The sequence below is a fragment of the Gemmobacter megaterium genome, from assembly GCF_900156815.1.
Lineage (GTDB): Bacteria > Pseudomonadota > Alphaproteobacteria > Rhodobacterales > Rhodobacteraceae > Wagnerdoeblera > Wagnerdoeblera megaterium.
On sequence record NZ_FTOT01000002.1, the window covers coordinates 508048 to 531583 of the forward strand.

Genomic DNA, 23536 nt, shown 5'->3' on the forward strand with positions numbered 1-23536 from the left:
TGGGCCACACCAAAAAGCGGGGGCTTGTTGCAAGCCGTTCAAAAGGCAAGGCTGGAAGCCGAGGCTGCCCAAGCGGTTTACCCGTGCTCGGTCCCGCGTGGTCCAGCCGACAGCGCCAAGACGGACCTGGCGAGTGTCTGCCGGTCCAGTCCGTAATAGTGATAGAGATCGCCGATCGTGCCGGTCTGGCCGAAATGCTCCACCCCGTGAGAGACGGTCCTGTGCCCTGCAACGGACCCAAGCCAGGCCAGCGTGGCCGGGTGGCCGTCGATCGCGGTGACGAGCAGGCAGTCGCGCGGCAGATCGCCCAGCAGCGTTTCGATATGGCTGCGCGCCGCACGGTTGCCGCGCGCGCGAGCGCGCTGCGCCGCTGTCCAGCCCGCGTTCAGCCGGTCAGCTGAGGTGACGGCCAGCACGCCCACATCGCGGCGGTGCTCGCCGATGATCCCGGCAGCCGCGATGGCTTCGGGCGCCACAGCACCCTGATAGGCGATCACCACGTCGCAATTCGGGCCGGGCTTGCGCAGCCAATAGGCCCCGTCGATGGCGCCCTGGCGGAAGGCGCCGTCCTGGCGTTTGCCGGGTTGCTCCAGCGGGTTGGTGGTGAGCCGCAGATAGACCGATCCGCCGGTTTCATCCCGCAGCCAGGTGCGCTCGTCAGGATCGCCGTCGCCATCGCGTTGCAGATAGTCGAAGGCCCATTCCATGATGACGGCCAGTTCATCGGCAAAGGCGGGCTCGAACGCGGCCAGCCCGTCCTGCGACATGCCCGTCAAGGGCGTGCCGATGGACTGGTGCGCCCCGCCTTCGGGCGCCAGCGTGGCGCCGGACGGCGTGCCGACGATGATGAACCGCGCATCCTGATAGCAGGCGTAGTTCAGCGCATCCAGACCGCGATGCACGAAGGGGTCATAGACCGTGCCGATGGGAAACAGCCGCTTGCCGAACAGGCTGTGCGACAGGCCCGCAGCCCCCAGCAGAAGAAACAGGTTCATCTCGGCGATGCCCAGTTCGATATGCTGGCCTGTGGGCGCGAATTCCCACTTCGCGGTAGACGGAATGCGGTGTTCGATGAAGGCATCGGCTTGCGGCTGGCGGGCAAACAACTTGCGCCGGTTCACCCAGGGGCCAAGATTGGTGGTCCCGGTCACATCGGGCGAGGTGGTGACGATCCTCGACGCCAGAACGCTATCACCCTTGGACAGGTCATCGAGGATCTTGCCAAAAGCGGCTTGCGTCGAAATCTCGCGGTCGGTGTCGATGGCAATGCGCGGCACGGCGATGCGGTCGTCATGGAACCGGCGGCGACCGCGTGCAAAGAACGGCACGCGCGACAGGAAACCCTGTAGGGCGGCGGGGTCGGGAACGGCGGCGAAGCGCTCCCATTCCTGGCCCTGCGGCACGCCCATGTGGGTTTGCCAGGCGGCGAATTGCGTGGGGTTCATCAGCCCGCCGTGGTTGTCCTTGTGGCTCGCAATCGGGGTGCCCCAGCCCTTGATCGTATAGGCCAGAAAGCAGGTCGGGCGGTCATGCTCGATGGCGTCAAACGCCTCGGCCATAGTCTCGACGCAGTTGCCGCCCAGGTTTTCCATCAATGCCGCCAGCGCCGCATCGTCGCGCCGGTCGATCAACGCGCTGACATCGCCCTGATCGCCCAGATCCTCCATCAGCCGCTTGCGCCAGACGGCGCCGCCCTGATAGGTCAGCGCGGCATATTGCTGGTTCGGGCAAGCGTCGATCCAGTCGCGCAAGGCCGCCCCGCCCGGCTCGGCAAAGGCCGCGCGTTGCAGGGCACCGTATTTCACCCGCACCACATCCCAGCCGAAGGCATCGAAGATCTTCTCGATCCGCCCGAACAGCCCCTCGCGCACGATCCCGTCCAGCGACTGGCGGTTGTAGTCGATGATCCACCAACAATTGCGCAGGTCGTTCTTCCAGCCCTCTTGCAGCGCCTCGTAGACATTGCCCTCGTCCAGTTCGGCATCGCCGACCAGCGCCACCATGCGGCCAAGGGGCAGATCGCCGCCCCAGCTTTTGGCCGCGACATAATCCTGCACGATGGAGGCAAACGAGGTGATCGCCACCCCCAGCCCCACGGACCCGGTGGAGAAATCCACATCATCCACATCCTTGGTCCGGCTGGGGTAGCTTTGCACCCCGCCGAAGCCGCGGAAATTCTCCATCCGCGCGCGGTCGAGGTTGCCCATCAGATACTGGATCGCGTGAAACACCGGCGAGGCATGGGGCTTGACCGCCACCCGGTCCTCTGGCCGCAAGGTGTGGAAATAGAGCGCGGTCATGATCGACACCATCGAGGCCGACGACGCCTGATGCCCTCCGATCTTGATCTGATCCACCTTGGGCCGGATGTGGTTGGCGTGGTGAATCATCCAGTGCGACAGCCACAACAGCCGCTGCTCAAGGGTCTTCAGATGGGCGGCGTCGGGGGTCATCGGCGGCTCCTCGGGGGTCAGGCGGCAGAGCGGGTGGCAATAAATTCGCCGGTAAGGGCGACGGGATTCAGAATGGTCCGGGCATTCGGGCTGTGCGCCACGGCACGGGCCCGAAGGGCGGCCAGTTGTTCGGGCCTAGCATCCGACGTCACATGCAACCTATCGCAAATTTCCGGAAAACCCACCGGCGCATTGCTGCCGATCCCGAGAAATCCGCGCAGATCCAGTTTGGCGTCAAGCTCGATGCGGAGGCTTTCCAACTGGATGCCGTCGGCCGTGGCCATGGGCTCTGCCATCAGGATCACGCGGCTTCGGCATTGTGGGCGGCAAGCGCCTGCATCAGGTCGTCAAGGATGTCCTCCACCCCTTCCAATCCGACCGACAGCCGCACCAAGCCTTCGGCAATGCCGTGGGCAGCGCGTTCCTCGGGGGTATAGGTGGAATGGGTCATCGAGGCGGGGTGCTGGATCAGGCTTTCGGCATCGCCCAGACTGACCGCGCGCTGGATCAGCCGCAGACGGTTCATCATGGCAATGCCGCCGGCCTTGCCGCCGACCACCTCAAAGGGGATCATGCCGCCAAACGCCGCCATCTGCCGCCGGGCAAGGCCCGCCTGTGGAAAGCTGTCCAGCCCCGGATAATGCACGCATTTCACCGCCGGATGCGCCTCCAGCGCGCGGGCGACAGTCAGGGCTGCGGCGCTATGGGCGCGCACCCGCAGGTCCAGCGTCTTGATCCCGCGCAGCAATAGCATCGCGGTCAGGGGCGACATCACCGCGCCGGTCATGTCCTTGATACCTACAAGGCGGATCTGCTGCATGTCCTCGGCCCGACCCACGATCAGCCCGGCGATTACATCGCCATGGCCGCTGAGATATTTGGTCGCCGAATGTACCACGATATCTGCACCATGCTCGACGGGGCGTGTCAGCACAGGCGTGGCATAGGTGTTGTCGACCACCACCTTCGCGCCGTGGCGATGGGCGATCTCGCTGATCGCGGCAATGTCCACCAGCCGGTTGTTCGGATTGGCCGGGGTTTCGAAATAGACGATCCGGGTCTTTGGCCCGATGGCTTCGGCCAGGTTCGCCGGGTCGGACAGGTCCACCGGGCGCACCGAGACGCCAAAGCGCGGCAGGCCGTGGGTGAGGAAGGCGAAGGTGCAGCCATAGAGCGTCTTGTCCAGGATCACCTCGTCACCTGCCTGAAGGAAGGTCCAGAGCGTCGATGTGATCGCACCCATCCCCGACGCCGTGCAAAGCCCTGCCTCTGCCCCTTCCAGATTGGCGATGCGCCGCTCCAGCGCCTCCAGCGTCGGGTTCGAGATGCGGCTGTAGAAATGCCCCACGGCCTGACCCGCGAACATTGCGCCGCCCGCCTCGGCCGTGTCGAAGGTGAAGGTCGACGACAGATAGACCGGCGGGTTCAGCGCGCCCTGATGGTCGCGGGCGTCATAGCCATGGTGAATGGCGCGGGTGGCAAGGCTGGGGCGCGTTTCGGGCATCGGTTTGTCCTCTTGACTGGCCCCAAGTCTGCGCTTGTTGGCGTGGCATTTGGTTGCTATTTATGCCAAGTATAGTGCCATTTTGGGCATTTTATGCCAGGATTGACCCATATGGACGACAAAGACCGCCAAATCATCCGCGCCCTGCAGCGCAATGGCCGCGCCACGAATCTGGAAATCGCAGCCGAGGTGAACCTGTCGCCTTCGCCCTGCCTGCGCCGGATCCGCCTGCTGGAGGACAGCGGCGCGATCCAGGGCTATCGCGCAGTGGTGGACCAGCGTGCCTATGGCCTGCCGGTCACGGTCTTCATCCGCATCAGGCTGGAACGGCATGGCGCCGAAACGGTCGCGCATTTCGAATCCCGGATCCGGGCGCTGGACGAGGTGCTGGAATGCCACCTGATGACCGGCCCAGCGGATTACCTGCTGCGCGTCATCGTCGCGGGACTGGATGCCTATGAGGACTTCATCCGCAACCGCATCCACCCCATCGGCGGCATCGCATCGATCGATTCCAGTTTTGTCTATGGCACGGTGAAGAACACAGGGGAGTTCCCCCTCGTTGGATGAAGTGACGAGACACAGGCGCTGAAATAGGCGGTGACGGAGCTACGAATCTGTCTGGACGACATCCATTCCGGGGTGAGTGAAAGGGCGGGAACCAACACATCTCGCTCCGTAACTCCTGCATCGCACCCAAGCATTCAGCCGCGACCGGATCGAGCGAAGCAGGCAGGAATACAAGGCCGGGAAGATCGCAGGGGCAATACCCGGATCACCGCCGCCGCGGTCCGCAATGGAACCGTGAAGGTCCAGCACGTACACAGGGCGATGGGAAGGCTTCAAGAGACCAATGACCCATCGAGCCTGCGAACCGCCCCTGAGGGGCTAGCAAACATGAGGAAAACCCCATGCGTTCCAATATCTTAGCGGAGGAAATGGCAGCCCGTAGGGGAGTCGAACCCCTCTTTTCAGGTTGAAAACCTGACGTCCTAACCGATAGACGAACGGGCCACACTTGGCGTGAGCGGGTATCTAGAGAATGGTAGCAGGAGGCGCAAGGGGGAATTTGCGACTTTTCCGAAACTTTTTTCTGCCAGCCTTTCCGGCCACTTGCATGAGGCGGATCAGGTCCGCGCCGCATCCTCCAGCCGCAGTTGCACACGCTGGCGACCGCCCCAGGAATCGACCTCGACCCGACCGGCGAGATGGAACCGCCCCGCAGCCCCTGCGCACAGCGCCGCGCCCAGCGGGGTATCGTAGATCCCGAAGGCGATCGCCTGCAATCGGGCGCCATCGCCAAAGGTCAGGCGCAGATGGTTCTCGCCGATCTTGCGCGCGTCGGTGATGCGCTGATCGGCAAAAACGAAGCGCGGCGCCGGAGCAGAGGCGCCAAAGGGACCGGCTGCCTCGATCTGCGCGATCAAATCCGGAGTGGCGCCTTCGGGCGCAAGCAGACCGTCCACCGCCAGATCCCGCGGACCGATCTCGCCCGCACCCTGCCGCGCCAGAAGCTCGGCCAGCCGCGCCATGGCAGGTTCCAGCATTTCCCGCGCCACCGTCAAACCGGCCGCCATGCGGTGCCCGCCGCCCTTGATCAGCAACCCCTCGGCCGCCACCCGTTGCACGGCCGCCCCCAGATCGACACCCGGCACCGACCGCGCACTGCCCTTGCCGATCCCGTTCTCAAATCCGATGACCACCGAGGGACGGTCGAACGCCTCTTTCAACCGGGCTGCGGCAATGCCGACAACCCCCGGATGCCAGCCCTCGCCCGCCGCCCAGACCAGCGGGCCATCGGTCCCGCGTGCCTCTGCCTGCGCCATAGCCTCGGCCCGCACCGCAGCCTCGATCTCGCGCCGTTCGGTGTTCAGTTCATCCAGACGCTGGGCCAGAACCACAGCTTCGGCCGGGTTGTCGGTGGCCAGCAAGCGGGCGCCCAGGTCCGCCTGCCCGATCCGCCCCCCGGCATTCACCCGCGGCCCAAGCAGAAAGCCAAGCGCATGGGTGTCCGGCGCCTTGGTCATGCGCGCCACATCCGCCAGAGCCACCAGCCCAGGCCGCTCGCGTCGCCCCATCACCGCCAGGCCCTGTCGCACCAGGGCCCGGTTGACACCGATCAGGGGCGCCACATCCGCAACCGTCGCCAGCGCCACCAGATCCAGCAGGCGCATCAGATCCGGCCCTTGCACCCCCTCGCCGCGCAACCGCCGGTTGGCCTCGACCAGCACAAGGAACACAACCCCAGCGGCACAAAGATGACCCAGCCCGCCAGCCTCGTCCTGCCGGTTGGGATTGACCACCGCAACGGCAGGCGGCAGGGTGTCGCCACCAAGGTGATGGTCCAGCACGATGACGTCACAGCCCGCCGCGGCAATCGGTTCGTGGCTCAGCGTGCCGCAATCGACACAGACAATCAGGTCATGCGCCCGCCCCAGCGCCTGCATGGCAGGCACGTTCGGACCATAGCCCTCATCTATCCGGTCAGGAATATACAGCGTCGCCCCAAGTCCCATGGCGCGCAGCCAAACGATCAGCAGCGCGGCAGAGGCGCCGCCATCCACATCGTAATCGGCAAAGACTGCAATCCGCTGCCGATCCCGCAAGGCACGCAGAAACCTGTCCGTCGCAGCCCCCATGTCCCGCAGGACCATCGGGTCAGGCAGCAGGTCGCGCAACGCCGGAGCCAGAAAGCCGGGCGCCTCGTCCGGCGCCACCCCGCGCCGCGCCAGCACCCGCGCCACGGGCAAGGGCAGACGCTGACCCTGCGCGATCGCTTCGGCCAGACGGTCCTGGTCATCCGAAAGACCAACCCAGCGCCGCCCGGTCAGCGACAGCTCGACGCCCAGAAACGCCATCGGTGCCCTTTCGCCTTGCTGAAAATACCCCGGGGGTGCGGGGGCTGGCCCCCGCTGCCCTGCATACCGGGGCGCTTACTTCACCGGAGTGCGATAGGTCATGCGCCGGACCGAGCCTGTCTTGGACCGCATCAGCACCGTTTCCGTCGTCACCCAGCCGACTTCGCGCTTCAACCCGCGCAGGATCGACCCATCCGTCACCCCCGTCGCAGCAAAGATCACATCGGCCGTGACCATCTCGTCCCGCGTGTAGATGCGGCCCAGATCGGTGATCCCGGCACGCTCTGCCCTGCTCTTCTCATCGTCATTGCGGAACAGGAGCTGTCCATAGATCTGGCCGCCCATGCATTTCAGCGCCGCCGCCGCCAGCACACCTTCCGGCGCACCGCCAGAGCCCATGTACATGTCGATCCCCGTGGTCTCGGCCTCGGCGCAATGGATCACGCCGGCGACATCCCCATCGGTAATCAGCCGGATCGCCGCGCCGGTCGAGCGGACAGCACTGATCAGATCCTGATGCCGGGGCCGTTCCAGGATGCAGACGGTGATATCCTCGGGCTGCCCTCCCTTGGCCTTGGCCAACTGACGCACCCGCTCGGCCGGATCCATGTCCAGCGAGACCACGCCTTCGGCATAGCCGGGGCCGATGGCCAGCTTGTCCATATAGACATCAGGCGCATGAAGCAGCGTGCCACGCGGCGCCATGGCGATCACGGCCAGCGCATTCGGCATGTCCTTGGCCGTCAGCGTGGTCCCTTCCAGCGGGTCCAGCGCGATATCCACCGCCGGCCCCTTGCCGGTGCCGACCTCTTCACCGATGAACAGCATCGGCGCCTCGTCACGCTCGCCCTCGCCAATCACGACGGTCCCTGCGATATCCAGCAGGTTGAGTTGGGTGCGCATGGCATCGACAGCGGCCTGGTCGGCAGCCTTCTCATCGCCCCGCCCGATGAGCCGGGCCGAAGCAATCGCGGCGGCTTCGGAAACGCGGGCAAGGCCCAGCGACAACATGCGGTCGTTGAAATCGACGGTCTGCGGCATGACTGCATCCAGTTTGGGACAATTTGGCCAAGGTTGTACCGCTTGAGACGGCCAAAGGAAACCCCGCGCAACCGGCCCGCGCTTTGCCACACGCTGCGCCAGCGCCCGGCAGCGAACTGTCGGTCCCAGGATCGTCACAGGGTGTGCGACATGATATCAGTTGAAAACGCGTGCGACACTCCGTAACACCAAAGTGCCGCGACCAACCGCCAGACTGGCGGCTTTTGGTCTAGGCTCAACAAAAACCTGCCTGGCCCGGCCGGCAAGAACACCCACAGGCTTTGATGTCCGACCGCACCGACACCCCGCGCACAGCGCGCGAATGGCTCAGCATTCTGGCACGTTACCGCGAGCCATCAACCCGGCGCAGCCTTTTTGAACTCGCCGCCACGCTGGCGCCGTTCATCGCCCTCTGGGCACTGGCCTGGATGGCACTGTCGATCAGCCCCTGGCTGACCCTTGCCCTGGCCATGCTGAACGGCGCGTTCCTCGTGCGGATTTTCATCATCCAGCACGATTGCGGCCACGGGGCCTTTTTGAAGAACCGCAAGGCGCAGGACTGGGTGGGCCGCGTGCTGGGTGTCCTGACGCTGACCCCCTATGCGGTCTGGCGGCGGGCGCATTCGCTGCATCATGCGACCCACGGGAACCTCGATCAGCGTGGCATCGGCGATGTGCTGACCCTGACGATAGAGGAATATCGCGCACGGTCCCCGCTGGGGCGCCTGATGTACCGGCTTTACCGGCATCCGCTGGTCCTCTTTGTTCTTGGCCCCAGCTACCTGTTCATCCTGCAAAACCGTTTGCCGTTCGGGCTGATGAATTCGGGCTGGCGCTACTGGACCTCGGCCATGGGCACCAATGCGATGATCGGCATCGCATTGGGGCTGATCATCTGGTTCGGCGGGCTGCTGCCGGTTCTGCTGATCTTTCTGCCCACATCGGTGATCGCGGCCACCATCGGCGTCTGGCTGTTCTACGTGCAGCACCAGTTCGAAGAAACCCATTGGTCGCGCGGTGAGGACTGGCAGTTGCATGACGCCGCCCTCGAAGGCAGCTCGCATTACGTGCTGCCTCAGCCCTTGCGTTGGCTTTCGGGCAACATCGGCATCCACCACGTGCATCATCTTTATTCGCGCATTCCGTTCTACCGCCTGACCGAGGTGATCCGCGAACACCGCGAACTCGCCGAGGCGCAGCGGCTGACGATCCGCGAAAGCCTTGCCACGGTGAAACTGCACCTGTGGGACGAGGCGCAGGGCAAATTGCTGTCCTTTGCCGAGGCGCGCGCGCGATACGGCATCAGCTGACCAACGGGCGCCAGCGCCGCGCAAAACCGGCGCGCGGCGCGGACAGCCCGCCCGCGCAGAATCCCGGTCGATAGAACTGGTATCAGGCGCCACGGCACTTTGTCGGGGCCTTGTGACCTGCCAGGCGGCAACAGCGCGGACCGCAGGGGGCGCCACGGCCGCCAGATGCGGGGATCGCGTTGCCACGAAGCCGGGTTGTCAGTCGAAATAGGGTGTCAGCACCGCGACGATGACAGAGTTTTCGGCCAGGGCCCGGTCCATCAGGCCGCCTTCCTCGGGGTCGATCACCTCCCCCGCCGCTTCCCGCTCTGCTCGTGTGCCGTGACCCGTGACCTCCAGAACCGACAGTTCGGCCTGTTGCAGGATCGCCACCGTTTCGCGCACGGCCTCGGCCTCGTCCACGCCGGAGGCATAGCACAGTAGGCCCGCCCCGGTCGCATCCTTGGGCAGGCCATCGTCAGGCTTGCGACCGACCTCGACCAGCAGGGTATGCACCTGCTGCGGGCGTTTCTGCTTGGGCGCGTCGGGCTTGGGATCGGTGGTCATGGGGAACTCCGGCTGATACGGTTGCCTTAGCAATGGCGGGACGCCGGAGCAAGCGATGCGACCCCGGCGCCGTCAGTCGATCCGCAGCCGGGGCGACACGCCCCGGTCGGCGATACGGCCAACCACGGCGGCCTGTGCAAACCCATGGCGCCGGAAGATGTTCAGCACCTCGGAGGCCACGGCGGGATCGCACGCAACCAGCAGCCCGCCCGACGTCTGCGGATCGGTCAGGATCGCGCGGGCCCCTGGCGCAAGATCATCGGACAATATCACTTCATGGCCATAGCTGGCCCAGTTGCGGCCCGAGGCGCCGGTGACTGTTCCGGCCTGGGCCAGTTCTGCCACCCCTGGCAGCAACGGCACGGCAGACCAGTCCAGCCGCAGATCCGCCCCGGCCCCCCGCGCCATTTCCAGCGCATGGCCGCCAAGGCCAAAGCCTGTCACGTCGGTCATGGCATGTACGCCAGCCATACGCGCCAGTTCTGGCCCCGGCGTATTCAGTTGCGTGGTCGTCGCGATCATCCGGGCGTAGCCGGCATCGTCCAGCACCCCTTTTTTCAGCGCGGCAGACTGTATGCCCACGCCCAGCGGCTTGCCCAGGATCAGCACGTCACCGGGCCGCGCATCGGCATTGCGCTTCAGATGGGCCGGGTCCACCAGACCCAACGCCACCAGACCATAGATCGGCTCGACGGAATCGATGGTATGCCCCCCGGCCACCGGAATGCCCGCCAGGGCACAGGCCGCAGCGCCGCCCGAAAGGATCTGCCCGATCGTCTCGACGGACAAGACATTGATCGGCATTCCGACCAGCGCCAATGCCATGATCGGCGTGCCCCCCATGGCATAGACATCCGATATCGCATTGGTCGCGGCGATGCGCCCGAAATGGTCAGGATCGTCCACGATGGGCATGAAAAAATCCGTCGTCGCCACCAGCGCCTGACGGTCGTTCAACAGATAGACCGCCGCATCGTCGGAGGTCTCTATCCCGACCAGCAGCGCCTCTGGCACCGGCAGACCAGAGGTGCCACGCAGGATGCCCGACAGAACGCCGGGGGCGATCTTGCAGCCGCATCCCCCGCCATGGGACAACGAGGTCAGACGCGGTTCTGTCAATGTAGTAGGGGCAGTCATGCGGCACCTCTAGTCAGGCTCGGCAAGGAAAGCGTGGCGACCAGCCTGTCGGCCACGCCATGCAGGGCGGACGGGGCCAGCGACGGGGCGGGCACATCGACAACCGGCACGGATGCGCGGGCGCGATGCTTGCGATAGCGCGGATCATAGTGCTGCTCGATCAATTCGGCGGCAAGCGTCTCAAAGCTCCCCACTCCCGCCAACGCCTGCCAGCGGGCAATGTGCTCGGCGGGATGGTAGGGGCGCAGATTGTCCAGCGTGCCGGACAGCCGCTCCGGATCCTCGGTGACATCGGCATAGGCACGCGCCAGATAGGCCGCGCGTTCGGCCACCGGCACCTCCAGCGCCAGGCGGGGGGCCGCACACATCGCGCGCCACAGCGGAGTCGGCAGGCGCAGATTGCCCACCTTGGCGCTTTCCGCCTCGATCACCACGGGACGCACAGGATCCAACGCCGCCAGCGCCATGGCCAACCGGCCCTCGAACAGTTTTTGCGATGGCTGCACGCCCCGCGCACCGAACACAGAGCCACGGTGATGCGCCAGCCCTTCCAGGTCGATCACCTGCACGCCTCGCAGCGCCAGCAGCCCCAGCAGTTCGGTCTTGGCCGTGCCGGTGTTCCCGTCCAGCAGCACGACAGGCGCAGGACATGGTTGGTCATGCACCGCCTGCACCACCAGCCTGCGCCAACTCTTGTACCCGCCCGCGAGCGTCTCCACCCGCCATCCGATGCTGGACAATATGGTGGCAAAGGAACCCGACCGCATTCCGCCACGCCAGCAATAGACCAGCGGGCGCCACCCTCCCGGCTTTTGCGCCAATGGTCCTTGCAGATGACGTGCCGCATTTGCCGCCACCAGCGCCCCGCCGATCCGGCGGGCATCGAACGGCGAGATCTGTTTGTAAACCGTGCCGACACGGGCGCGCTCTGCATCGTCCAGCACAGCCAGGTTGATGGCCCCCGGCAAATGGTCGTCCGCAAATTCCGACGGCGCGCGCACATCAATGATGTCATCGAAACGATGACGCGCGAGTTCGGTCAACGAGGTCAGGGTGATGGCCATTCCTGGCGCTTTACCTCAAGGGCGGCGCGAGAGAAAGGGCTCTCGCGCCCACTCCGGGGCTGGCTGCCCCGGTTGCCGACCCGCGGGGCTGCTTCGCCCCACCCGGCGCGGATGCCGCCTGACGGCTCAACCCCGAACGCGGCGACCGATCCAGATCAGCAGGGCAGCACCTGCGGCCCCGACAACCAGTTGCGGCAGCCAGGCGCGTTCGGCATAGATCCCGGCCCAGCCAAGGATCATGTTCAGCACCACCGCCCCGATTATTCCAAGAATGATATTGGTAAACAGGCCGGTGTTGGCCTTCATGATCATGCTGGCGATCCACCCGGCAAGGCCGCCGATGATGATCGACATGATGATACCCAGTCCCATAGCATACTCCGCACGCTTGCATTCACGTGGACGTTAACATGGAACCGGACAAGCGGTTCCAAAAATGTGCCCCGGCCGGCAGCAGATTCCACGCCTTCCGACGCATGCGGCAGGTGGAGGCGCGGCCCGAACGCCCGACCCTGAACCTCGCTCCGCCAGCACGCACACCGCCATGCCCGGCCGTCACCCCTGGCACAAATGACGCTACGGATGGGCCGATCCACAGCAAAACCGCTGTTTGCCCCTGACAGCCGCCACGTTTTGCTGTCTTGCCTCTTGAAAATTCCTGAAACGGCGCTCATTAGGTCGCATGTCTGCAGTTCCCGCAGACGTAAGGATCGGAGTGACCATGGCCAAGGAAGAACTGCTCGAATTCCCAGGCGTCGTGAAGGAACTCCTGCCGAACACGACGTTCAAGGTCGAGCTGGACAACGGCCATGAACTGATCGCTACGATGGCAGGCAAGATGCGCAAGAACCGCATCCGTGTTCTCGCGGGCGACCGGGTTCAGGTTGAAATGACGCCCTATGATCTGACCAAGGGCCGGATCAACTACCGCTTCAAGTGATGCGGCTGATCCTTGGGTCGGCCAGCCCGCGCCGGAAAGAGCTTCTGGCGCAGATCGGCCTTGTGCCCGATGCCGTTCTGCCCCCCGACATCGACGAGACGCCGCGGCGCGGGGAACTGCCACGCCCCTATTGCGCGCGCATGGCCGCCGAAAAGGCCGCCGCCGTCACGGCGGGGCCCGACGATGTGGTGCTGTGCGCCGATACCACGGTCGCCCTGGGGCGGCGCATCCTGGGCAAACCTGCCGATGCCGGCGAAGCCGCCGCGTTCCTGACCCTGCTGGGCGGGCGGCGGCACGAGGTGATCACGGCGGTCGCCGTGCGGCGCGGCACCCGCATGTGGACGCGCGAGGTTGTCTCGGTCGTCAAGTTCAAGCGCCTGTCGGACCCGGAGTTGAACGCCTACCTTGCCAGCGGCGAATGGCAGGGCAAGGCGGGCGGCTACGGCATTCAGGGCCTGGCAGGTGCGTTTGTGCCCTGGATGCAGGGGTCGTTCACCGGGGTTGTCGGCCTGCCGGTGGCGGAAACCGCCGCGCTGTTGCACGCAGCTGGCTGGCCGGTCTGGAGGGTGGCATGAAGGGGCGCGTTGTCGTGCTGGATCGCTGGCAAGGCCGCGAGGCGGCGGCACTGGTGGTCGATGGCCGGTTGGAGGATCTGTTGATCGACCCGGCAGATGACAACCCGCTGCGCCCCGGTGCCATCCTGCGCGGGGTGGTGGACCGCCCCGTCAAGGGACAGGGCGGCGTCTTCGTCAAGTTGCCTGGCGGGTCGGGCTTTCTGCGCCAGGTCTCCGGCCTTGCACCTGGGCAACGGGTGATCGTGCAGATCACCGGCGCGACCGAGCCCGGAAAGGCGGCGCCGGTGTCGCTGCGGGTGCTGTTCAAGTCGCGGCTGGCCATTGTCACGCCGGGCGCACCGGGCCTGAACATCTCGCGCCGGATCAAGGACGAAGATCTCCGGGGCGATCTTCAGTCGCTTGCGGCCGAGGCCATGGCGGGCGCGGCCCAGGACCACGGCCTCATCCTGCGCTCGGCCTGTGACGCTGCGGGCGAAGACGAAATCGCAGATGACATCATGGCGATGCGCGATCTGGCCGCCGCCGTGACGGCAGATCTGGCCGGAGGCCCGGAACTGCTGGTCGAGGCACCGGGCGCACAGGACCATGCCTGGCGCGAATGGTCGGACCCTGCCCCGGACGAGGTAGACCAGACCGAGGGCGCCTTTGCCCGGCACGAGATCGAGACCATGATCGACGACCTGCGCAGCCCGGTCGTGGCCCTGACCGCGGGCGCCTCGATGATCATCGAGCCGACACGCGCGCTGGTTGCGGTCGATGTCAATACCGGCCCCGACACATCGCCCGCCGCCACCACCAAGGCCAATATCGCCGCCGCCCGCGATCTGCCGCGCCAATTGCGGCTGCGGGGGCTGGGCGGCCAGATCACGGTCGATTTCGCCCCCATGCCCAAGAAGGATCGCGGCACGCTGGAACAGGTGTTGCGCGCCGCCTTCAAGGGCGAGGCCGCAGAGACCACTCTGGCAGGCTGGACACCGCTGGGCTGCTTTGAACTGCAGCGCAAGCGCGACCGCCCCCCACTGGCAAGCCTGCTATGAGCGCCTGCCCGATCTGCGGCAAACCCGCACAGGACAGCTACAGCCCCTTCTGCTCGAAACGCTGCGCCGATGTCGATCTGGCCCGCTGGCTGAATGGCAGCTATGCGATTCCCGCTGTCGAGGACGACGCCGAGGAGGACGCAGCCCCGCCGCCGGCACCCCACTAGATTTCATCTTGCCCCAAATACCCTCGGGAGGGTTCAGGGAGGGCCGATGGCCCTCCCTGACGGGGGGTGCGGGGGGCTGGCCCCCCGCCGCCTTCCCCGATAGAACGCCGCCCAAAGCCGGAGGCCCAGATGACTCACCCGAAACCTGTCGTTCTTTGCATCCTCGATGGCTGGGGCCTGTCGCCCGACACATCGGCAAACGCCCCTCATCTGGCGCAGACCCCGGCCTTTGATCGCGCCTGGGCAGACGGCCCCCACGCCACGCTGATCACCCATGGGCCCGATGTCGGCCTGCCGACCGGCCAGATGGGCAATTCCGAGGTCGGGCATACCAACATCGGCGCAGGCCGGGTGGTGGCGATGGATCTGGGGCAGATCGACCTTGCGATCGAGGATGGCAGCTTCTTTGCCAATGCCGCGATCCTCGCGTTCATCGGCAGGTTGCAGGCCACGGGCGGGACAGCGCATCTGATGGGCGTGGCCTCGGATGGCGGGGTGCACGGGCACATCAGCCATATTCTGGCGGCGGCAAGACTGATCGCTGCGGCAGGCGTGCCGGTGGCCATCCATGCCATCACCGATGGCCGCGATGTGGCCCCGGTCTCTGCCGCCGGATATATCGAGACCCTGGAAAGCGGCTTGCCCGCGAATGCCCGGATTGCGACGGTGATCGGCCGCTACTGGGCGATGGACCGCGACAATCGCTGGAAACGGGTTGAACGCGCCTATGACGCGATGGTCCGCGCCGATGGCTTCCCCTCGATCAGCGCCGCCGAAGCGGTCGCGCGCGCCCATGATGCCTCGGAAACCGACGAATTCATCCAGCCCCGCGTCATCGCGGGATACGAGGGCATCAAGGATGGCGACGGCGTGTTCTGCCTGAACTTCCGCGCCGACCGGGCGCGGGAAATCCTGCTGGCGCTTGGTCAGCCTGGCTTTGCCGAATTCGACGTGACCGGGCGGCCTGACATGACATTGCTGGGCATGGTCGATTATTCCAGGGACCACGACAGGTTCATGACCGCTGCCTATCCCAAGCAGGCCATCCGCAACACGCTGGGCGAATGGGTGGCACAGCACGGTCGCACCCAGTTCCGTCTGGCCGAAACGGAAAAATACCCGCATGTCACCTTCTTCCTGAATGGCGGCCAAGAGACCCCGGCACAGGGCGAAGACCGCTTCATGCCGAAATCGCCCAAGGTCGCCACGTATGACCTGCAACCCGAAATGTCGGCGGATGAGGTCACGGAAAAGTTCCTGTCCGCAATCGCCGCAGGCTATGACCTGATCGTTGTCAACTACGCCAACCCGGATATGGTAGGGCACACAGGCAACCTGCCCGCCGCCATCGCTGCCTGCGAGGCGGTGGACCGTGGGCTGCAACAGGTGATTCCGGCCGTTCGGGCCGCTGGAGGGGCGATGCTGCTGACGGCAGACCACGGCAACTGCGAAACGATGGTCGATCCGGTCACGGGCGGCCCGCATACCGCCCATACGCTGAACCCCGTTCCGGTCATCCTGATCGGCGGTCCCGACGGGGCCCGGCTGCGCGACGGCCGGCTGGCAGATGTGGCGCCGACGCTGCTGGCGCTGATGGGGCTGCCGCAACCGCCCGAGATGACCGGGCAGAGCCTGATCGCATGATCCTGCGGGCTGCGCTTCTGGTCGCCGCCATGGGGGCAACAGCCCTGCCCGCCGCGGCCCAGACTGTGGCCGAACAGGCCGCAGCCGCCCGGACCGATCTGATCCTTGCCATCGAGACCCTTGAAAAGACCACCAGCGGCCGGGATCAGGTTGCCGCCCTGTCGCAGACGATCACCGCCTATGAACGCGGGCTTGGCGCCCTGCGCGAGGCGCTACGGCAAGCCACCATCCGTGAAGCCGCCCTGCTAATGCGGTTCGAGGCCAAGCGGGACCGGGTCGCCCGGCTGGTCGGCGTGATGTCTGCCATGGGCACCGATCCCTCGCCGCTGCTGCTGCTGCACCCGTCAGGACCGCTGGGCACGGCACGATCCGGCATGATGCTGGCCGACGTCACCCCCGCCCTTCAGGCAGAGGTAGACCAGCTTCGCGCCGAATTGCAGGAGGTGGCCGAACTGCGCCGCCAGCAATCCGGCGCCGCCGACACGCTGCAACGTGGCCTGACTGCGGCGCAAGCGGCACGCACGGCGCTGAGTCAGGCGATTGCCTCTCGCGGGCCCCTGCCCCGCCGGTTCACCGATGACCCCGAACGCCTGACGCTGATGATCGAGGACGCCGATACGCTGGATGCGCTGGCCACCGGCCTTGCCCCGGATCTGAATGCCGACTCGACCGGCCTTGCCGATTTCGCCAGCGCCATGGGCCGGATCGCGATGCCTGTGGTCGGCCAGATCCTGCGCCGGTTCGGCGAAGCCGATGCTGCCGGGATAGAACGTCCCGGTCTGGTCATTGCAACCCGCCCCCAGGCGTTGATCACCGCGCCGTGGTCAGGCACCATCCGGTATCGCGGGGCCTTTCTGGACTACGGAAACGTGATGATCCTGGAGCCGGGGCCGGGCTATCTTCTGGTTCTTGCAGGGCTTGGTACGTTGTATGGAGAAGTGGGCGAGGTCGTGGGCGCTGGTGCGCCCCTTGGTTTGATGGGCGGCACCGACAGCACCGCAGACCCGGTGCAAGAGACGCGAAACGCCTCTGGATCCTCGGGGACGGAAACGCTCTATATGGAACTCAGACAGGGCGGTCAGCCCGTGGACCCCGGCGATTGGTTCGCCGAAGCGAAGGAATAGGACGACGCCATGAGAAAATATGTGTTGGCCGCCTTGGGGGGCACCGTTGCCGGAGCCGTCATCGCCGCGCAACTTGCCGGGCCGCTTCTGGCGCAAGAGGCCGCCAGCAAGGCGTCTGTCTATCAGCAACTCGATCTGTTCGGCGATGTGTTCGAACGCATCCGCGCCCAGTACGTCGAGGATGTGACGCCTGAAAAGCTGATCGAGGCGGCGATCAACGGCATGTTGACCTCGCTCGACCCCCATTCGTCCTTCCTGCCCAAGAAGGCGTTCGACGACATGCAGGTCCAGACCCGCGGCCAGTTCGGCGGCCTGGGCATCGAGGTCACGCAGGAAGACGGCTACGTCAAGGTCGTGACCCCCATGGACGACACGCCAGCCGCAGCGGCGGGCATCCAGCCCGGAGATTTCATCACGCATGTGGATGGCGAATCAGTGCTGGGCCTGACACTGGACCAGGCGGTGGAAAAGATGCGCGGCCCCATCGGGTCCGAGATCGTCATCACCGTGGTGCGCGAGGGAACGGCTGAGCCGTTCGACGTGTCGATCATCCGCGACACCATCAAACTGACCGTCGCCCGCGCCCGGCTCGAAGGCAGCACGGCGGTGGTGCGCCTGACCACCTTCAACGACCAGACCTATCCGGGGCTGGAGGCCGGCCTCAAGAAAGTGTTCGAAGAGGCGGGCGGCGCCGACAAGGTGAACGGCGTGGTGCTCGACCTGCGCAACAACCCTGGCGGATTGCTCAATCAGGCGATCAAGGTCTCGGATGCGTTTCTGGAACGCGGCGAAATCGTTTCGACGCGCGGCCGCAAACCGGGGGACGGAGAACGTTTCAACGCCACGCCCGGCGATCTGACCGGGGGCAAACCGCTGGTCGTCCTCATCAATGGCGGGTCCGCTTCGGCATCGGAAATCGTGGCGGGGGCCTTGCAGGACCATCATCGCGCGATCCTTGTCGGCACCAAGAGTTTCGGCAAAGGGTCCGTGCAATCGGTGATCCCGCTGCGCGGCGATGGCGCCATGCGGCTGACGACCTCGCGCTATTACACGCCGTCGGGCCGGTCGATCCAGGCCTTGGGCGTCCATCCCGACATCCTTGTCCAGCAGCCGCCGCGCGCGCCTGCCGATGACAGCGCCTCGTCCACGCCATCGCGCGCGCGCACCGAGGCCAGCCTGCGCGGCAGCCTGACCAACGATTCGATGACCGACGATGAAAAGCGGATGCTGGAGGAAGAAGCCGCGCGGGCCGAAGCCTCGGCCAAGCTGCGGGCCGAAGATTATCAGTTGGCCTATGCCATCGACATTCTGCGCGGTTCGGCGGCGGTGAACAAGTGACGGCCCCGGACGACCTGCCCTATCGCCCCTGTGTCGGGGTGGTTCTGGCAAACCGGGATGGGCTGATCTTTGCGGGGCAGCGGCTGGACAGTGACAGCCCTGCCTGGCAGATGCCGCAAGGCGGCATTGACGATGGCGAAAAGCCCCGCAAGGCCGCCTTGCGCGAGTTGTGGGAGGAAACCGGGGTCACGCCGGATCTGGTCGAGTTCGTGGACAAGACCAGGGGCTGGGTGACCTATGATCTGCCGCCCGAATTGCTGGGCAAGGTCTGGGGCGGAAAGTTTCGCGGCCAGCGGCAGAAGTGGTTCCTGTTCCGGTTCACCGGCAGCGACGATCAGATTCGCATCGACACCGATCACCCGGAATTTTCCCGATGGAAATGGGTGCAGGCCGACGAGATGCTGGCCGGAATCGTACCTTTCAAGCGCGCGGTCTATGACCAGGTCGTCACCAGCTTTCGCGCGCATCTGGCCTGACCCCCGGTGCCGTTGCCCTCGCTCGGGATGACCGGGCGGCCTTGCTGCGCTGGCGGGTGCGCATGACGAGCCAGCGGCCACCAGACGTCGGCCTTTCCCTTGGCCCGGCATGGGCAGGACCGTGCCGGGGGAGGCAATGGGACGATTTCGACCGTCTGGTCGAAATCCCCGCTTGCCAAGTGTAACGGTTTTATGTCTGCCTTTTGCACAGGGTGCCGCGCGTGGCACCGCAGGACCGTCACAGAACGGTTGCAAAACGGGTTCTACAAGGGGTCAGAGAATCCGACCCCAATCCAACGGAGAGAAACATGACACGGATGATGACCGCGAGCCTGGCCATTTCGGCGCTGCTCGGCTCGACCGCCATGGTCAGCGCGCAGTCGATGGACGAGATCATCGAGGGTGCCAAGGCCGAAGGTATGCTGACCACCATCGCCTTGCCGCATGACTGGTGCGGCTATGGCGACATCATTGCCAGCTTCAAGGCCAAGTATCCCTTTCTGACCGTCAACGAACTGAACCCCGACGCCGGGTCCGCCGACGAGCTGGAAGCCGTCCGCGCCAACAAGGACAACAAGGGCCCGCAGGCGCCGGACGTGCTCGATATCGGCCTGTCGTTCGGGCCGCAGGCCAAGAGCGAAGGGCTGATCCAGCCCTACAAGGTCTCGGTCTGGGATCAGATCCCCGACAGCGTCAAGGATGCCGATGGCTATTACTATGGCGCCTATTACGGTGTGATGGCCTTTATCACCAACAAGGATCTGGTCGATACCGCCCCGACCGAATGGGAAGATCTGCTCAAGCCGGACTACGCCGGCCAGGTTGCCCTGGCAGGGGATCCGCGCGCCTCGAACCAGGCCATTCTGGGCGTCTTGTCCGCAGGCATGGCGCGCGGCGCCGCGGCCGGGACCGAATCGGGCGAAGCTGGCCTGAAATTCTTCAAGGAACTCAACGATGCCGGCAACTTCGTTCCGGTGATCGGCAAGGCGGGGACGCTGGCACAGGGCACCACGCCCATCATGGTGATGTGGGACTACAACGCCCTTGCCGCGCGAGATGCACTGAACGGCAACCCCCCGGTCGAAGTCACCGTGCCGACCAAGGGCACGCTGGCAGGCGTCTATGTGCAGGCGATCTCGGCCTATGCGCCACATCCGAACGCCGCCAAGCTGTGGATGGAGCATATCTTCTCTGACGAAGGTCAGAACGGCTATGTCAAAGGCTACTGCCACACCGCGCGCTTCAACGAGATGGTGGCCGATGGCAAGATCCCGCAAGACCTGCTGGACGCCCTGCCCCCGGCAGAGCCCTATGCCAACGCCTATTTCCCGACCATCGACGAACAGGATGCCAACAAGGCCGCTGTCGTAGGCGGCTGGGACTCGACCGTCGGCGCAAACGTTCAGTAAGCTGAGCTGAACCGTCGCCCTCTGGCGGCGCAGGCGGGGGCGGCACAGCTTGCCCCCGCCTTGGACTTACGGAGCCCCGGCGATGCCCATCCGATCTGCCACCAGCCGCTTTCGGTTCAACCCGCACTGGCTGGGCCTGCTGCCATTCGCACTGTTCACGGTGCTGTTTCTTGTGCTGCCAACGATGAAGATAGTCGTGGGCGCCTTCCAGACGCCCGAGGGCAGCTTTACCCTGAACAATATCCGCGGCTTGAACACGCCCTCTATTCTGTCGTCCTATTGGGTGTCGATCCAACTCAGCCTCGTGACCGCCACATTGGGATGCCTCGTCGGGTTCATGATGGCGGCCGCCGTGATTTTGGGCGGTTTGCCGCGCTGGGTGCGCAGCCCGTTGATGACCTTTTCGGGCGTCGCCTCCAACTTTGCCGGTGTACCGCTGGCCTTTGCCTTTCTGGCCACGCTGGGGCCGGTGGGGCTGGTCACACTCTGGCTCAGGCAGGAGTTCGGTATCAACCTGCGCGCGATGGGGTTCAACCTGCTGTCGTTCTGGGGATTGGTGATCGTCTATCTGTTCTTCCAGATCCCGCTGATGATCCTGATCATCGCCCCGGCCATCGAAGGGCTGAAACGCGAATGGCGCGAGGCTGCGGCCATTCTGGGCGCCACTGGCGCGCAATATTGGCGGATGGTGGCGCTGCCGATCCTGTTCCCATCGCTGCTGGGCACCTTCGCGTTGCTTTTTGCCAATTCCTTTGGCGCCATCGCCACCGCATTCGCCCTGACAGGTCCGCAATTGAACATTGTCCCCATCAAGCTGTTTGCCCAGATCCGGGGCGATGTGCTTGGCGATCCGCATCTCGGCTATGCGCTTGCCTTCGGCATGATCGTGATCACCGGCATCGCCAACGGGCTTTACATCTGGCTGCGGGTGCGCAGCGAAAGGTGGCTGAAATGACCCGCCTGTTCGCCTGGGGCAGCGTGATCCTCGGCTGCGTGTTCTTTGCCCTGCCCTTGATCGGCATGACCGAATTCAGCCTGCGGATGCGCCGCGGAGAATATTCGTTCGATGCCTATGCCGTGGTGCTGGCTGACCCGCGGTTTCAACAGACCTTCGGCTATTCCGTGCTGATGGCATTGGCCACGATTCTGGTCGGCGCCCTGCTGGTCGTGCCCACGGCCTTCTGGGTGCGGCTGAAGCTGCCTGCGGCCCGGCCTTGGGTGGAATTCGTCACCCTGCTGCCGCTGGTCATTCCGGCGATCGTCGTGGTGTTCGGCTATATCCGGCTTTACAACACCTCCAGCTTTCTGCCGCTGACCGGATCCGCGACCGGCACCAACATCCTGCTGATGTGCGGCTATGTCATGCTGGCACTGCCCTATATGTATCGCGCCGTCGATACCGGGCTGCGGTCCATCGACGTGGCCACGCTGACCGAGGCCGCCCAGTCGCTTGGTGCCGGCTGGATCACCATTCTGGCCAAGGTCATCTTGCCGAATGTACTGACAGGCGTCCTGTCGGGGGCCTTTCTGACCTTTGCCATCGTGATCGGCGAATTCACCATGGCCGCCTTGCTGAACCGCCCGGCCTTTGGCCCCTTCATGCAGGTGCTTGGCGCCAACAGGGCCTATGAACCCGCCGCGCTGGCGGTGATCGCCTTTGCAATCACCTGGGCCTGCATGGGCCTGATCCAGCTTGTCACCCGTTTCACCAAACATACCAGAGCGCAGGGCTGATGGCATTTCTTGAAATCGAACATCTGGAAAAATCCTTCGGCACAAACCGTGTTGTCAAGGATTTCAACCTGTCGGTCGCCAAGGGCGAGTTCATATCGCTGCTTGGGCCATCCGGCTGCGGCAAGACCACCGTTCTGCGCATGGTGGCCGGATTTGAATCCCCCAGCACGGGCGCGATCCGGATCGACGGCAAGGATGTGGTGAAACTGCGACCGAACCAACGCAACATCGGCATGGTGTTTCAGGCCTATGCGCTGTTTCCGAACCTGACCGTCGCCCAGAACGTGGCCTTTGGCCTAAAGGTCGCCGGCGTCGGGCGCGCGGAACGCGAGGCGCGGGTGGTCGAGATGCTGCGCCTGATCGGCCTGCCGGACAAGGGGCCGTCCTATCCGTTCCAGTTGTCGGGTGGCCAGCAACAGCGTGTGGCGCTGGCGCGGGCGCTGGCGGTGCGGCCACAGGTGCTGTTGCTTGACGAACCCCTGTCGGCACTGGACGCCAAGATCCGCGTGTCCCTGCGCGCCGAGATCCGGCAGATCCAGCGCGAGCTTGGCATCACCACGATCTTTGTGACCCACGATCAGGAAGAAGCCCTGTCGATGTCCGATCGTGTTGTGGTGATGAATGGCGGCGTGGCCGAACAGGTGGCGGAACCGTTCGAAATCTACAACCGCCCGGCAACGCGCTTTGTCGCGAACTTTGTCGGCCAACTCAATCGGATCGAGGCGCGGGTCATCGCGCCGACGACCGGCGAGATCGAGATCGGCGGCACGCGTCATATGCTGGGGCGCAGCCTACCATCAGGTGATGTCGCGCTGGCCCTGCGCCCAGAGGCGCTGCACATGGGGGCCGATCCGGCTCGGGAACTCAATCTGACCGGCCAGGTGACCGAGGTGGATTTTCTTGGGTCGGTGATCCGGCTGCGGGTGGATGTGGCGGGCAACCGGCTGTCGGCGGATGTCTTCAACCGCCCCGATGCCCCCCCGCCCGCGTTGAACAGCACTGTCACACTGTCGGCATCCGCATCTGACCTGATCATTCTGACGGCCTGACGGCGGGCCGCCGCGGATTTTGCGACAGAGTGTTGCGCCCCTGCCCTAGCAGGCGGATGCCCCGGCTGCTAACCTTGCTGCATAATCAGGTGCGCAAAGCACCGTCGAGCAGGCACCGCGCAATACATGC

Annotated in this window: 23 protein-coding genes and 1 tRNA gene; 14 read left to right on the forward strand and 10 right to left on the reverse strand. The window is 65.2% G+C overall.

Going from position 1 to position 23536, the window contains the following annotated elements:
- Positions 1 to 77: 77 nt before the first annotated feature.
- The 3 genes from BW970_RS06930 to BW970_RS06940 are packed head-to-tail and all read right to left on the reverse strand — an operon-like array spanning position 78 to position 3957.
- Positions 78 to 2453 (reverse strand): 1-deoxy-D-xylulose-5-phosphate synthase N-terminal domain-containing protein, encoded by a 2376-nt coding sequence (locus BW970_RS06930; RefSeq protein WP_076529670.1) that lies wholly within the window; start codon positions 2451 to 2453, stop codon positions 78 to 80.
- 17 nt (positions 2454 to 2470) lie between these two features.
- Complete coding sequence (locus BW970_RS06935) at positions 2471 to 2737, reverse strand: OsmC family protein (RefSeq protein WP_159441423.1); 267 nt, start codon at positions 2735 to 2737, stop codon at positions 2471 to 2473.
- Positions 2738 to 2754: 17 nt separating this feature from the next.
- Positions 2755 to 3957 carry a methionine gamma-lyase gene (locus BW970_RS06940; RefSeq protein ID WP_076529672.1) on the reverse strand — a complete coding sequence of 401 codons (1203 nt, stop codon included), beginning with the start codon at positions 3955 to 3957 and terminating at the stop codon, positions 2755 to 2757.
- Positions 3958 to 4068: 111 nt separating this feature from the next.
- Here BW970_RS06940 and BW970_RS06945 point away from each other — a divergent pair, with 111 nt between their 5' ends.
- On the forward strand, positions 4069 to 4527 hold the full coding sequence (locus BW970_RS06945) for an Lrp/AsnC family transcriptional regulator (protein WP_076529673.1): 459 nt from the start codon (positions 4069 to 4071) through the stop codon (positions 4525 to 4527).
- Positions 4528 to 4896: 369 nt separating this feature from the next.
- On the opposite strand, the gene BW970_RS06950 is transcribed toward BW970_RS06945, so the two are convergent.
- The 3 genes from BW970_RS06950 to glpX form a co-directional block, all read right to left on the reverse strand.
- Positions 4897 to 4971, reverse strand: a tRNA-Glu gene (locus BW970_RS06950).
- A gap of 113 nt (positions 4972 to 5084) precedes the next feature.
- Positions 5085 to 6815 carry a single-stranded-DNA-specific exonuclease RecJ gene (gene recJ, locus BW970_RS06955; protein WP_076529674.1) on the reverse strand — a complete coding sequence of 577 codons (1731 nt, stop codon included), beginning with the start codon at positions 6813 to 6815 and terminating at the stop codon, positions 5085 to 5087.
- Between the two features lie 75 nt (positions 6816 to 6890).
- Positions 6891 to 7856, reverse strand: a complete 966-nt coding sequence (gene glpX / locus BW970_RS06960; RefSeq protein ID WP_076529675.1) for a class II fructose-bisphosphatase — start codon at positions 7854 to 7856, stop codon at positions 6891 to 6893.
- A gap of 284 nt (positions 7857 to 8140) precedes the next feature.
- On the opposite strand from glpX, the gene BW970_RS06965 reads away from it, so the two are divergent.
- Positions 8141 to 9166, forward strand: a complete 1026-nt coding sequence (locus BW970_RS06965) for a fatty acid desaturase (protein WP_076529676.1) — start codon at positions 8141 to 8143, stop codon at positions 9164 to 9166.
- A 198-nt stretch (positions 9167 to 9364) separates the two neighbouring features.
- On the opposite strand, the gene BW970_RS06970 is transcribed toward BW970_RS06965, so the two are convergent.
- From BW970_RS06970 to BW970_RS06985, 4 genes are all read right to left on the reverse strand, one after another.
- Positions 9365 to 9712: a hypothetical protein gene (locus BW970_RS06970; RefSeq protein ID WP_076529677.1), complete on the reverse strand. Its 348-nt coding sequence runs from the start codon at positions 9710 to 9712 to the stop codon at positions 9365 to 9367.
- Positions 9713 to 9784: 72 nt separating this feature from the next.
- Entirely contained in the window at positions 9785 to 10849 is a 1065-nt protein-coding gene (selD, locus tag BW970_RS06975; protein WP_076529678.1) for a selenide, water dikinase SelD, read from the reverse strand.
- Positions 10846 to 11913, reverse strand: coding sequence for a tRNA 2-selenouridine(34) synthase MnmH (gene mnmH, locus BW970_RS06980; RefSeq protein ID WP_076529679.1), 1068 nt, complete (start codon positions 11911 to 11913; stop codon positions 10846 to 10848). Before mnmH ends, selD begins: the two co-directional genes overlap by 4 nt.
- Positions 11914 to 12039: 126 nt before the next feature.
- Positions 12040 to 12285, reverse strand: a complete 246-nt coding sequence (locus BW970_RS06985) for a GlsB/YeaQ/YmgE family stress response membrane protein (protein WP_076529680.1) — start codon at positions 12283 to 12285, stop codon at positions 12040 to 12042.
- 349 nt (positions 12286 to 12634) lie between these two features.
- Between BW970_RS06985 and infA the strand changes: the two genes are divergently transcribed.
- The 12 genes from infA to BW970_RS07045 all read left to right on the forward strand — a co-directional run bounded on the left by infA (position 12635) and on the right by BW970_RS07045 (position 23406).
- Positions 12635 to 12853, forward strand: coding sequence for a translation initiation factor IF-1 (gene infA, locus BW970_RS06990; RefSeq protein WP_028031421.1), 219 nt, complete (start codon positions 12635 to 12637; stop codon positions 12851 to 12853).
- Positions 12853 to 13428 carry a Maf family protein gene (locus BW970_RS06995; protein ID WP_076529681.1) on the forward strand — a complete coding sequence of 192 codons (576 nt, stop codon included), beginning with the start codon at positions 12853 to 12855 and terminating at the stop codon, positions 13426 to 13428. The genes infA and BW970_RS06995 overlap by 1 nt, the downstream gene beginning before the upstream one ends.
- On the forward strand, positions 13425 to 14465 hold the full coding sequence (locus tag BW970_RS07000; protein WP_076529682.1) for a ribonuclease E/G: 1041 nt from the start codon (positions 13425 to 13427) through the stop codon (positions 14463 to 14465). Before BW970_RS06995 ends, BW970_RS07000 begins: the two co-directional genes overlap by 4 nt.
- Positions 14462 to 14632: a DNA gyrase inhibitor YacG gene (gene yacG / locus BW970_RS07005; protein ID WP_076529683.1), complete on the forward strand. Its 171-nt coding sequence runs from the start codon at positions 14462 to 14464 to the stop codon at positions 14630 to 14632. The genes BW970_RS07000 and yacG overlap by 4 nt, the downstream gene beginning before the upstream one ends.
- A 129-nt stretch (positions 14633 to 14761) precedes the next feature.
- Positions 14762 to 16276, forward strand: a complete 1515-nt coding sequence (gene gpmI / locus BW970_RS07010; protein ID WP_076529684.1) for a 2,3-bisphosphoglycerate-independent phosphoglycerate mutase — start codon at positions 14762 to 14764, stop codon at positions 16274 to 16276.
- On the forward strand, positions 16276 to 17400 hold the full coding sequence (locus BW970_RS07015) for a murein hydrolase activator EnvC family protein (RefSeq protein ID WP_076530194.1): 1125 nt from the start codon (positions 16276 to 16278) through the stop codon (positions 17398 to 17400). The genes gpmI and BW970_RS07015 overlap by 1 nt, the downstream gene beginning before the upstream one ends.
- A gap of 9 nt (positions 17401 to 17409) precedes the next feature.
- Complete coding sequence (locus tag BW970_RS07020) at positions 17410 to 18738, forward strand: S41 family peptidase (RefSeq protein WP_076529685.1); 1329 nt, start codon at positions 17410 to 17412, stop codon at positions 18736 to 18738.
- Complete coding sequence (locus BW970_RS07025) at positions 18735 to 19214, forward strand: RNA pyrophosphohydrolase (protein ID WP_076529686.1); 480 nt, start codon at positions 18735 to 18737, stop codon at positions 19212 to 19214. Before BW970_RS07020 ends, BW970_RS07025 begins: the two co-directional genes overlap by 4 nt.
- A gap of 320 nt (positions 19215 to 19534) precedes the next feature.
- The gene (locus tag BW970_RS07030; RefSeq protein ID WP_200799276.1) at positions 19535 to 20623 is read left to right on the forward strand and encodes an ABC transporter substrate-binding protein; all 1089 of its coding nucleotides are present in this window, start codon (positions 19535 to 19537) and stop codon (positions 20621 to 20623) included.
- Positions 20624 to 20705: 82 nt separating this feature from the next.
- Positions 20706 to 21578: an ABC transporter permease gene (locus BW970_RS07035; protein WP_076529688.1), complete on the forward strand. Its 873-nt coding sequence runs from the start codon at positions 20706 to 20708 to the stop codon at positions 21576 to 21578.
- Complete coding sequence (locus tag BW970_RS07040; RefSeq protein WP_076529689.1) at positions 21575 to 22357, forward strand: ABC transporter permease; 783 nt, start codon at positions 21575 to 21577, stop codon at positions 22355 to 22357. Before BW970_RS07035 ends, BW970_RS07040 begins: the two co-directional genes overlap by 4 nt.
- Entirely contained in the window at positions 22357 to 23406 is a 1050-nt protein-coding gene (locus BW970_RS07045; protein ID WP_076529690.1) for an ABC transporter ATP-binding protein, read from the forward strand. Before BW970_RS07040 ends, BW970_RS07045 begins: the two co-directional genes overlap by 1 nt.
- Positions 23407 to 23536: the final 130 nt, after the last annotated feature.